We start from the raw sequence: 11,649 nt of genomic DNA, 5'->3' as shown, positions 1-11,649 counted from the left end.
AGTTTCAGGTAAACGATGCCCCGCATCGTTTAGGTCATGCCGGGGGCATGACCGACCTGAAACTCGCTTGCGGGAGGGGAGCAGATGGAAATTAGATATCCAAAGCCCAGCCGTCGCGCCCTTTGGGATCGAACGGCGCGTTTGGCACAAACCGCTCTGCCCCCGCGCGCAGCCGCAACACGCTCCAGTCGCCGCGCCGGTCCACACTCTCCAGCGCACAGCCGCAGGCTTCATAGGCCGCGACCACATCGGCCCGCTGCGTCTCCAGCAGACCCGCCAGCACCAGGGTCGCCTCCGGCGCCGCGATGGCGGCCAGCTCCGGCGCCATGGAGATCAGCGGCCCCGCCAGGATATTGGCGATGACCAGCTCATAGGGCGCCGCCGCCATGATCGGATCGGCGAGCGCGCCATCGGCGACGATCAGTTCCACCCCGTCCACGCCGTTGATCGCGGCATTCTCGGCCGTCACGTCGATCGCGATCGGATCGATATCGGTCGCGACGATCTTGGCTTCCGGCCAGAGGTGGCGGGCCGCGAAGGCGAGCAGCCCGGTGCCGGTGCCCACGTCGATCGCGTTCTCGACCCCCTCGCCCGCCATCGCATCGAGCATCGCCAGACACCCGCTGGTCGTCTCATGATGCCCCGTCCCGAACGCGCGCCCCGCCGGGATGTGGAAACCGCGCAAGCCCTCCGGCACCGCCTCGTCACCGGTGTGGACGAAGAAGCGCCCGACCGAGAGCGGCTCCAACCCCGCTTGGCTGATCGTCACCCAGTCCTGCGCAGGCACATGCTCGACCGTCGCGGGATGGTCGCCCGCACTCGGCACCAGCGCACGGATCGCGTCGATGGTGGCAGCATCGGGCTCGGCCTCGAAATAGGCGTCGAGCCGCCAATGCTCGCGGTCGTCCTCGATTTCCTCAGTGGTCATGATGACCGCCTCGATCGCCAGATCGTCGGCGGCGTCGATCGCCTCCGCCTCGTCACGCGTGCAGGGCAGGGTCAGCTTCCAGCTGTCAGCGGACATAGCTGGCTCCATTCACGTCGAGGACCGCGCCGGTCATCGAAGGGGGTGCGTCGGTGCACAGGAAACGGACGGTCGCGGCGACCTCCTCCGGGCTGGCGACCCGGCCGAGCGGGATATCGGCAAGCAACTTGTCCCCGCCCCGGCTGGCCAGATAATCGTCGGCCATGCCGGTCATGGTGAAGCCGGGGCAGACGGCGAAGGCAAGGACGCCCTGCGCCGCATAGCCGCGCGCGATGGTCTTGGTCATCGCGACCATGCCGCCCTTGGACGCGGCATAATGCCAGTGCGCGGGCGAGTCGCCGCGATAGGCGGCGCGACTGGCGATGTTGACGATGCGGCCGCCGACGCCCCGCTCCTGCCAGTGCAGCACGGCCAGACGGCAGAGTTCGGCCGAGGCGGTCAGGTTGACCTGCATCGTGCGCGCCCAGCTCTCCGACCAGTCGTCGGCGTCCACCGGACTCGCCTCGAAGATACCGGCATTGTTGACGAGGATATCGATCGCGCCGCCTGCCTGCTCCAGCGCCTCGGCCCAGAGCCGGGCGGGCGCATCGGGATCGGAAAGATCGGCGGCCAGATTCGCGCCGGGGCCGCTGCGCGTGGCATGGCGCAAGACCCGCGTGTCGGGCAGGTCGTCCAGGCTCGATGCGATGGCCGCGCCGATCCCTCGGCTGCTGCCCGTTACCAATATCGTCGTCATGCCCCTGCCGTGCCGGGCGAGGACCGATGCGTCAACCGGCACCCCGACTTCCTCCCCTGCAAGGGGAGGAATAAGTTACGCCGCGACCCGTGCGACGAACAGGCTGGCGCTGGTCTTTAGGTCGCCCAGCCGGGTGTCGAGATGATCGAAGCCGCGCCCGACCCGGTCGATCTCCTGCGCGACATGCTCGGTATCCTGGCGGATCGCGGCGATGGTGTGCGACATCGAGTCGGCGGCCAGCGCGGTCTCGTCGACGGCGGCGGTGATCGCGGTCACCGTCTGCGCCTGCGCCTCCATCGCATAGCGGATTCGCTCGGCCGAGACCTGTACCTCGTTGACCGTCGCCTTGATCGAGGCGTTGGTCTCCACCGTCGAGCGGGTTGCGGCCTGGATCGCGGCGATCTTGGTGGCGATATCGTCGGTGGCGCGCGCGGTCTGGCTGGCGAGGCTCTTCACCTCCTGCGCCACGACCGCAAAGCCGCGTCCAGCATCCCCTGCCCGTGCCGCCTCGATGGTGGCGTTCAGCGCCAGCAGGTTGGTCTGGCCCGCAATGTCGCGGATCAGGCCCAGGATCGATTCGATCGACTTGGCATGGTCGGACAGCATCTCCGACATGCCGACCGCCTGCCCTGCCTGGTCGGCGGCGCGGTTGGCGACATCGGCGGCCTGGTCGACCTCGGTCCGGGCATCCTCGATCGCGCGGATCAGCCCGGCGGCGGTCTGCGCCGCCTCGCGCATCGCGACGGCCGACTGTTCGGCGGCGGCGGCGACCTCGCTCGACTTGCCCAGCATGCCGCGCGTCGACACCGACGCCTCCTGCGCCTGGCGTCGCAGGTCCTGCCCCTCGACCGAGGCATTCTCGACCACGGCGGCGATGCCGTTGCGGAAATCGCCCGCCAGCCGCTCGCGCTCGCGCTCCGCGCACCAGTTGCGATAACCCGCGAACAGCTCGACGGTCAGCTCGGTCTCCATGCCGTACAGCCGCAGCAGCGTGTCGACCGCGACCGAGCGGCGCGGGTCATCCGCCGCCATGTCTTCCAGAATGACCTTCAGCGCGGCCCGGTCGCTGGCACAGGACATGGCGAGCACCTCCATCGGCGCGATGTCGGCGGCAAAGGCCGATGCGACCGAACGCCCCAGCGACTCGAGCCATTCGCGTCCGGCCAGATCGCAGAAGCGATTGCGCAGATAGGCGCGCCCGGCGGTCAGCTGGCGCTCGCGGTCGAGCGGCGTCCACTCCGGCTGCCCCGGATTCTTGCGACGCCAATGGTCCCAATAGGCGACGACCACCTCATCGGCACGCGGTTCGATCACCGACCAGATTTCGGCGGCCAGCCGGACCAGCGAGCCATCCCCGCCGTCAAAGGTGCGAACCCGAGCATCGAGGTCGATTTCCACGGTGATGACCGTGGGCGGCGGCAGGTCGGAGCGCAAGATGTGGGTCTCCCATTCGGCAATGGCCAGATTTTCCCGCTCTTTCTGCGACCAAAAGGGTTAAGGGCATCTTATCCCTGCGACTGTCGGCGCTCCGTCCCGAACGGCAACGCCCATTCGCGGCGACGAAGCGTGCCGCCGATGCGCTCACGGCTTGCATCCTGTCGGCGTCTTCACCATAGGCGTATCCGCAAACCAGCCTGACTTTAGACTGTTCGAGGATCTGCCCTTGGCCGCCCGCAACACCGCCCGCCCGCTTTCGCCGCATCTCCAGATCTGGAAATGGGGCCCCAACATGCTGGTGTCGATCCTGCACCGTGCCACCGGCACGGGCATGGCGACCGTGGGCACGCTGCTGCTCGTATGGTTCCTGGCCGCCGTAGCTGGCGGGCCGGAAAGCTATGCGACGTTCCGCGACGTCTTCACCGTCCAGTCGGGCAAGCTCAACATCATCGGCTATGTCGTCGGCATCGGCCTGACCGCCTGCCTGTTCCAGCATATCGCCAACGGCATCCGCCACCTGTTCATGGATGTCGGCGCTGGCTTCGAGCTGAAGGCGAACAAGCGGCAGGCCCAAGCCACCATGGTCTTCGCCGTCGTCGCAACCGTGGCGTTCTGGCTCTATTTGGGGATCAAGTGATGCGTTCGGGAACCGCAATCGGCCGCGTACGCGGCCTGGGCTCGGCCAAGTCGGGCACTCATCATTGGTTGAACCAGCGGCTGACCGCCGGTTCCAACTTCCTGCTGGTCGCCTGGCTGCTGATCTCGATCCTGCGCCAGCCGTCCTTCGACTATGCCGCGATGCACCTGTGGCTGGCCAATTCCTGGGCCGCCATCCCGATGGTGCTGCTGGTCGCGTCGATCTTCTATCACATGCGCCTCGGCCTGCAGGTCGTGATCGAGGATTATGAGCAGGACCAGAACCGGGTCGCGCTGCTCGTCGTCATGAACCTGTTCGTCTTCACGACCGCCGCCGTCGCCATCTTCTCGATCCTCAAGATCGCTTTCGGAGCCGCTGCATAATGTCCGCTGCCGCTTACAAGATCATCGACCATACCTATGACGCCGTCGTCGTGGGTGCGGGCGGCTCGGGCCTGCGCGCCACCATGGGTATTGCCGAGGCGGGTCTGAAGACCGCCTGCATCACCAAGGTGTTCCCGACGCGCAGCCACACCGTCGCCGCGCAGGGCGGCATCGCCGCCTCGCTGGGCAATATGGGTCCCGACCATTGGACCTGGCACATGTACGACACCGTCAAGGGGTCGGACTGGCTGGGCGACCAGGACGCGATCGAATATCTGTGCCGCGAGGCGCCCGCCGCCGTGTACGAGCTGGAGCACGCCGGCGTGCCGTTCAGCCGCACCGAAGAGGGCAAGATCTATCAGCGCCCGTTCGGCGGCATGATGCAGAATATGGGCGAAGGCCCGCCTGCGCAGCGCACCTGCGCCGCGGCCGACCGTACCGGCCACGCCATGCTGCACGCGCTGTACCAGCAGTCGCTGAAGTATGACGCGGACTTCTTCATCGAATATTTCGCGCTCGACCTGATCATGGACGATCAGGGCAATTGCCGCGGCGTGATCGCGCTTTGCATGGAAGACGGGTCGATCCACCGTTTCCGCGCGCACAATGTCGTGCTGGCGACCGGCGGCTATGGTCGCTGCTATTTCTCGGCCACCTCGGCGCACACCTGCACGGGTGACGGCGGCGGCATGGTGCTGCGCGCAGGCCTGCCGCTCCAGGACATGGAGTTCGTGCAGTTCCACCCGACCGGCATCTATGGCGCGGGCGTCCTCATCACCGAGGGCGCACGCGGCGAAGGCGGTTACCTGACCAACTCCGAGGGCGAGCGCTTCATGGAGCGTTACGCGCCGTCGGCCAAGGACCTCGCCAGCCGCGACGTCGTGTCGCGCTCGATGGCGATGGAAATCCGCGAAGGACGCGGCGTCGGTAAGGAGGGGGATCATATCTACCTCCATCTCGACCATATCGACCCGAAGGTGCTGGCCGAGCGCCTGCCCGGCATCACCGAAACCGGCAAGATCTTCGCCGGTGTCGACCTGACCCGCCAGCCGCTGCCCGTCACGCCGACCGTCCACTATAATATGGGCGGCATTCCGACCAACTATCACGGCGAAGTCGTGCGGCTGAAGGACGGCAACCCGGACTCGGTCGTCCCCGGCCTGTTCGCGGTCGGCGAAGCGGCCTGCGTGTCGGTCCACGGCGCGAACCGCCTCGGCTCCAACTCGCTGATCGACCTTGTCGTGTTCGGTCGCGCGACCGGCCTGCGGATCAAGGATACGCTGAAGCCCGGCACGCCGCACGCGCCGCTGCCCAAGGGGTCGGAAGAGCTGGCGCTGGGTCGCCTGGACCACTTCCGCAACGCCGCCGGTGGCTCGACCACCGCGTCGGTGCGCAGCGAGATGCAGAAGACGATGCAGCGCCACTGCGCCGTGTTCCGCACCGACGAGCTGCTGACCGAAGGTCGCCAGATGATCCGCGCCACCTATGACCGGATGAAGGACATCGGCATCAAGGATCGCTCGCTGATCTGGAACACCGATCTGGTCGAGACGCTGGAGCTGGACAACCTGATCAGCCAGGCGGTCGTGACGATGGAATCGGCGCTGAACCGCAAGGAAAGCCGCGGCGCGCATGTGAACGAGGACTTCCCCGATCGCGACGACGCCAACTGGATGAAGCACACCGTCGCGACCTTCGACGGCTGGGGCGGCCAGGGCGGCGGGGTCGAGATCGACTATCGCCCGGTCCACGACTACACGCTGACCGACGATATCGAGTATATCAAGCCGAAGAAGCGGGTTTACTAAAGGCCCGGTTTACGGTTCGGAAAAAAGGGGCTGGCGAGCGATCGCCGGCCCTTTTTTGTTTGCGCGCGAGCCGACGCCTCCCCTTCTTACTCCCCTCCCGCAGGCGGGAGGGGCTGGGGGAGGGAAAAGCCACAAGTGACGTCGCCCGTGGGAAGGGCCCTCCCCCCATCCCCAGTTTCAGGTAAACGATGCCCCGCATCGTTTAGGTCATGCCGGGGGCATGACCGACCTGAAACTCGCCTGCGGGAGGGGGTGCGCCTAGCCGCAAGCGATCAAAGTCTCAATGCCTTCCGTAATCATTTCGGCAGCGCAGCGGAACGCGAGCGGCGGGGATGGGTTCACTCGGCATGTCCGCATCCGCTATGCTGTCGCCCATGCCCGCCGACCTTGCCCCACCCCCGCCCCGCCTGTCCGCCACGGACAGTCTGTTCCTCGATTTCGACGGCACGCTGGTCGAACTCGCCGACAATCCGGAGGGGGTGCATGTCAGCCCCGAGCTTGCCGATCGGCTGGACGCGCTGGCCGCACACATGCCGGGCCGCCTGGCCATCGTCAGCGGCCGCTCGATCGCCCAGCTCGACGCGCTGTTCGGCCCCCAGGCCCAGCATTTCACCCTCGCGGGCAGCCATGGTGCCGAACGCCGCTCGCCCGACGACGGCCATGTCCAGCCCGACAAGCCCCCTCACCTGGCCACGGCGACGGATGAGATGCGCATGGTCGCCGAGGCCCAGGACCTGTATTTCGAGACGAAGAGCTTCGGCGCGGGCCTGCATTACCGCCGCAATCCGCAAGCCGAACCGCTCGCGATCCGCGAAGCCACCGCCATCGCCGAGCGTCACGGCCTGACCCTGCAACCCGGCAAGATGATGGTCGAGATCCGCCTGCCCGGCGACAAGGGCCAGGCGATCGAGACGCTGATGCAGGCTCCCGCGATGCAGGGCACCGTGCCCATCTTCTTCGGCGACGATGTGACCGACGAGGACGGCTTCGTTGCCGCCGCCGCCCTGGGCGGCGCGGGCGTGCTGGTCGGCCCGATGCGCGAGACCGCTGCCCGTTACCGCCTGCCCGATGTCGCCGCCGTCCATATATGGCTCGCCCAAGCGCTGGAGAATGCCAAGTAATGCAACAGGACATGAACCTCTGGCCGATCGGCAATTGCCAGGTTTCCGCGCTGGTCGATTCGGCAGGCCGCTTCGTCTGGGGCTGTGTGCCGCGCGTCGATGGCGACCCGGCCTTTTGCGCCCTGCTCGGCGATGGCGAGCCGGAGACGGGGTATTGGGCGATCGACCTGGAGGATCGGGTGTCGACCACGCAGGGCTATCTGCGCAACACGCCGATCCTGGTCACAACGCATATGGACGACCGGGGCAACGGCATCGAGATCACCGATTTCTGCCCGCGCTTCTCGCGTGAGGGCCGCGTCTATCGCCCGACCAGCTATGTGCGGATCGTGCGCCCCATCGGCAGCCCCCGCATCCGCATCGCCCTGCGCGTCGCGACCGACTGGGGTACGCCCACCGAGCGGACGCAAGGGTCCAACCATATCCGCTATCTGATGACGCAGCAGACACTGCGCCTGACCACCGACGCGCCGGTCGGCCATATCGCCGCCGAGCAATGGTTCCGGCTGGAGCGCCCGATCCACATGTTCCTGGGGCCGGACGAGAGCTTTGCGGGCGTGCTCAGCGAGGCGAGCCGCGCCATGCTGGAGCGCACCACGCATGAATGGCATCACTGGGTGCGCGGTCTCGCCACGCCGGTCGAGTGGCAGGCCGTCGTCATCCGCGCCGCTATTACGCTGAAGCTGTGCCAGCATGAGGAAACCGGCGCCATCGTCGCCGCGCTGACCACCTCGCTGCCCGAACATGCCGATTCGGGGCGCAACTGGGACTATCGCTACTGCTGGATTCGCGACGCCTATTATACGGTGCAGGCGCTCAACCGGCTGGGCGCGCTCGACGTGCTGGAAGGGTATCTCGAATATCTGCGCAACATCGTCGATGCCGCGCGTGGCGGACATATCCAGCCGCTCTACGGCGTCGGTGGCGAAGCGACCCTGGTCGAGCGGATCGAGACCAAGCTGCCCGGCTATCGCGCCATGGGGCCGGTGCGCGTCGGCAACCAGGCCTATGAGCAGATTCAGCACGACGCGTACGGTCAGATCGTTCTGTCCGACGTGCAGGCGTTCTTCGACACCCGCCTGTTCCGCATGTCGGGCGTCGAGGATTTCCACTCGCTCGAACGTGTCGGCGAGCGGGCCTGGGCCAAATACGACCAGCCGGACGCAGGGCTGTGGGAGCTGCGCACCAAGAGCCATGTCCACACCTACTCGGCGGCGATGTGCTGGGCGGCATGCGATCGACTCGCCAACGCCGCGCAGGCGCTGGGGCTGGAGGAACGGCGCGCCTTCTGGCAGGAGCGCGCGGACCAGATGCGCGAGACGATCGAGCAGGCGGCGTGGCGTCCCGAGACGCAGCGCATGTCGGCGACCTTCGGCGGCGACGATCTGGACGCCAGCATCATCCAGCTCCTGGACCTGCGCTTCCTGTCGCCCGACGATCCCCGCTTCCGCTCGACGCTCGATGCGGTCGAAAAGGGCCTGCGCCGGGGCAGCCACATGCTGCGCTATGCCACCGAGGATGACTTCGGGCTTCCGCATACCGCCTTCAATGTGTGCACTTTTTGGCTCATCGAAGCGTTATATGTTACCGGGCGTCACGAGGACGCCCGCGCGCTGTTCGAGGAGATGGTGGCGCGCTGCACCCCCGCCGGGCTTCTGTCCGAGGATATCGACCCGAATACGGGCGAGCTGTGGGGGAATTATCCGCAAACCTATTCGCTGGTCGGCCTGATCAACTGCGCCGTCCTGCTGAGTAAACCATGGAGTGCCGTGCGATGAGTCGCCTGATCGTCATCTCGAACCGGGTCCAGCCGCCCACCACCGGGCCGGGCGGAAATCAGGGCGGGCTGGCGGTCGCACTCCTCGCCGCCTTGCGTGAACAGGGCGGCATCTGGTTCGGCTGGTCGGGGGAGACCACCGACCAGTTCAGCGGCCATATCAACTTCCAGCAGGGCGGCGGCGTCACCACCGCCACCATCGACCTGGAAGAACAGGATATCGACGAATATTACAATGGTTACGCCAACCGGACGCTGTGGCCGCTTTTCCACTATCGCATCGACCTGACCGAGTTCGAGCGCGACTTCGATTCGGGCTACGCCCGCGTCAACGAACGCTTCGCCGAGACGGTGCAGCCGCTGATCGAGCCCGACGATCTGGTCTGGGTGCATGACTATCATTTGATCCCGCTGGGCCGCGACCTGCGCAAGCGGGGGTTCAAGAACCGGATGGGCTTCTTCCTGCACATCCCGTGGCCGCCGGTGCGGCTGCTGATGTCGCTGCCCAGCCATCGCAAGCTGGTGGAATCGCTCTTTGCCTATGACGTGGTCGGCTTCCACACCGAGGACTGGCTGGACAGCTTCCGCGACTATGTGACCAAGGAGCTGGGCGGGACGCTTGGCGAGAATGGCGAGGTCACGTGGAACGGCAAGACGATCCAGGCGATCCGTGCGCCGATCGGTATCGAGACCAAGGAGTTCGAGGACGCCGCGAACGGCCATGACGCCCGGTTCGCGCGCGAACGCATGTATATGTCGGCGACGGGGCGCAGCCTGATCGTCGGTGTCGACCGGCTGGATTATTCCAAGGGGCTGGCCGAGCGCTTCCTGGGCTATGAGCGCTTCCTGGCGTCCAATCCGGAGCGGCGGGGCCTGGTCTATATGCTCCAGATCGCACCGCCCAGCCGCGAGAAGGTGAACACCTATCAGGAGATTCGCGCCAATCTCGATTCGCTGTCGGGGCGGATCAATGGCGAATATGCGGATATCGACTGGGTGCCGATCCGCTACGTCAACAAGGGGTTTCCGCGACCGGTGCTGGCGGGCATCTATCGCGCGGCGCGGATCGGGCTGGTCACGCCCTTGCGCGACGGGATGAACCTTGTCGCCAAGGAATATGTCGCGGCACAGGACCCGGAAGACCCCGGCGTGCTGATCCTGTCGCGCTTCGCGGGCGCGGCCGAGCAGTTGAAGGACGCGGTGCTCATCAATCCCTACAGCGCCGAGGAAATGTCCGACGCGATCGTCCAGGCGCTGGCCATGCCGCGCGCCGAGCGTATCCGGCGCTGGGAAAGCCTGATCGACAATGTCCGGCGCGAGGACGTGTTCTGGTGGTGCGAGCTGTTCCTCGCCGCACTGCGCGGGGATGAGGCGAAGGCAGAGGCCAAGGCGATCGAAGAGGCGGCATCTTAAAAATTCCTCCCCTGGAAGGGGAGGTGGCGCGCATAGCGCGTCGGAGGGGTGTCCCGCTCTCGATAGGGTGACACCCCTCCGTCAGGGCTGATGCCCTGCCACCTCCCCTGCAAGGGGAGGAATTAGCGCATGATGTTCCAATCGCCGCCGGGGGAGCGCCTCCGGCATCTCGCGCCGGATATACTCCAGCAGCCCCTCGCGAATCTCGCATCGCAGGTCGAACGCGGTCGACGCATCGCGTGCCGTCATCAGCCCGCGCACCTCGATCGAGTCCGGCTTCACATCCGTCACCTGCATGTTGAAGAAGCGCCGGTCCCAGCGCGTGCTCGCCTCGACCAGCTCGCCCATCTTCGCACGCAGCCGGGGAATGTCCGCCCCCGGATCGAGATACCAGAAGACCGACCCCAGCAACTGGCTGGTTTCACGCGTCCAGTTCTGGAAGCTGTTCTCCAGGAACTTGGCGACCGGCACGACCAGCCGCCGCTCGTCCCAGATGCGCACCACGACGAAGGTCAGGTGAATCTGTTCGATCCGCCCCCATTCATTGTCGATGATGACCACGTCGTCGAGGCGGATCGGCTCGGTAAAGGCCATTTGCACGCCCGCGATCAGGTTCTTGAGCGCGGGCTGCGCGGCGGCGCCAACGACCAGACCCGCAATACCGGCCGAGGCCATCAGCGTGACGCCGATGGTGCGGATGCCCGGCACGCTCAGCAGCATCAGGCAGACGGTCAGGAACACGATCAGGAAGATGCCGATCCGCCCCAAAATCTGCGCCCGCGTCCGCTTGCGCCGGGCGCGTAGATTGTCCTCGACGCTGATATCGGCGCGTAGATAGACGACGCCTTGAAAGGCGCGCAACGCCGCCACGGCCAGCCAGCCGAGGAGCGCGGGGACGAAGAAGCCCAGTACCTGTCGCCATATCTCTCGCCCCTCCCCCGACATGGGCACCAGCCGCATCGCGAAGCTGACCGCGATGGCGATCGCCACCCAGCGCAGCGGCTGGCGGATATGGGCGAGGACCAGATCGTCGCTCTGGCTGGCGGTCCGCCTGGCGGCGTGCCCCGCGATCCGCATGGCGATGCTGTGCGCCACGACGGCGATCAGCACCGCCGCCGCGATGATGAGGACATGTTGCAGCCACAGCCATTCGGCCGGAATGTCGAGCGATCGAAGCCAGCGCATGAGGCGCTAAAGGGTCAGCGCGGCGAAGGTTCCTCTTGCCGAGCGGGATTTCCTCGACCCGACGTACGCAAAGACGCCCCCGACCACAGTCGGAGGCGCCTTCGTCAGGACCGGATCAGGCCGCCGGGCGAACCGCGCCGGTGGGAGCCGGGGCCGGGGCTCCGGCT

10 protein-coding genes are annotated in these 11,649 nt (G+C 66.6%); 6 read left to right on the top strand and 4 right to left on the bottom strand.

Annotated elements, in window-relative coordinates:
* Positions 1–91 precede the first annotated feature (91 nt).
* From SB4_RS12715 to SB4_RS12705, 3 genes are all read right to left on the bottom strand, one after another.
* Positions 92–1,024: a 50S ribosomal protein L11 methyltransferase gene (locus tag SB4_RS12715; RefSeq protein WP_058752859.1), complete on the bottom strand. Its 933-nt coding sequence runs from the start codon at positions 1,022–1,024 to the stop codon at positions 92–94.
* The gene (locus SB4_RS12710; protein ID WP_058752858.1) at positions 1,014–1,721 is read right to left on the bottom strand and encodes an SDR family NAD(P)-dependent oxidoreductase; all 708 of its coding nucleotides are present in this window, start codon (positions 1,719–1,721) and stop codon (positions 1,014–1,016) included. The genes SB4_RS12715 and SB4_RS12710 overlap by 11 nt, the downstream gene beginning before the upstream one ends.
* Before the next feature lie 75 nt (positions 1,722–1,796).
* On the bottom strand, positions 1,797–3,155 hold the full coding sequence (locus SB4_RS12705) for a methyl-accepting chemotaxis protein (protein WP_153003148.1): 1,359 nt from the start codon (positions 3,153–3,155) through the stop codon (positions 1,797–1,799).
* Positions 3,156–3,384: 229 nt separating this feature from the next.
* Between SB4_RS12705 and sdhC the strand changes: the two genes are divergently transcribed.
* The 6 genes from sdhC to SB4_RS12675 all read left to right on the top strand — a co-directional run bounded on the left by sdhC (position 3,385) and on the right by SB4_RS12675 (position 10,297).
* A complete protein-coding gene (gene sdhC / locus SB4_RS12700; RefSeq protein ID WP_058734603.1) occupies positions 3,385–3,795 on the top strand; it encodes a succinate dehydrogenase, cytochrome b556 subunit in 411 nt (136 codons plus the stop codon).
* Positions 3,795–4,178 (top strand): succinate dehydrogenase, hydrophobic membrane anchor protein, encoded by a 384-nt coding sequence (gene sdhD / locus SB4_RS12695; RefSeq protein ID WP_058734602.1) that lies wholly within the window; start codon positions 3,795–3,797, stop codon positions 4,176–4,178. Before sdhC ends, sdhD begins: the two co-directional genes overlap by 1 nt.
* Positions 4,178–5,986 carry a succinate dehydrogenase flavoprotein subunit gene (sdhA, locus tag SB4_RS12690; RefSeq protein WP_058752857.1) on the top strand — a complete coding sequence of 603 codons (1,809 nt, stop codon included), beginning with the start codon at positions 4,178–4,180 and terminating at the stop codon, positions 5,984–5,986. Before sdhD ends, sdhA begins: the two co-directional genes overlap by 1 nt.
* A 347-nt stretch (positions 5,987–6,333) precedes the next feature.
* Positions 6,334–7,107: a trehalose-phosphatase gene (gene otsB / locus SB4_RS12685; RefSeq protein ID WP_241488610.1), complete on the top strand. Its 774-nt coding sequence runs from the start codon at positions 6,334–6,336 to the stop codon at positions 7,105–7,107.
* Positions 7,108–7,118: 11 nt separating this feature from the next.
* Positions 7,119–8,885, top strand: a complete 1,767-nt coding sequence (locus SB4_RS12680) for a glycoside hydrolase family 15 protein (RefSeq protein ID WP_420893893.1) — start codon at positions 7,119–7,121, stop codon at positions 8,883–8,885.
* Positions 8,882–10,297, top strand: coding sequence for an alpha,alpha-trehalose-phosphate synthase (UDP-forming) (locus SB4_RS12675; RefSeq protein WP_058752854.1), 1,416 nt, complete (start codon positions 8,882–8,884; stop codon positions 10,295–10,297). Before SB4_RS12680 ends, SB4_RS12675 begins: the two co-directional genes overlap by 4 nt.
* Positions 10,298–10,378: 81 nt before the next feature.
* Here SB4_RS12675 and SB4_RS12670 read toward each other — a convergent pair whose 3' ends face one another.
* A complete protein-coding gene (locus SB4_RS12670; RefSeq protein ID WP_058752853.1) occupies positions 10,379–11,482 on the bottom strand; it encodes a mechanosensitive ion channel family protein in 1,104 nt (367 codons plus the stop codon).
* Positions 11,483–11,649 lie beyond the last annotated feature (167 nt).

The organism is Sphingomonas sanguinis (assembly GCF_001476905.1).
GTDB classification, from domain to species: domain Bacteria; phylum Pseudomonadota; class Alphaproteobacteria; order Sphingomonadales; family Sphingomonadaceae; genus Sphingomonas; species Sphingomonas sanguinis_B.
The sequence above is the reverse complement of the archived record's forward strand: the minus strand, read 5'-3'. Positions and strand labels throughout refer to the sequence as shown.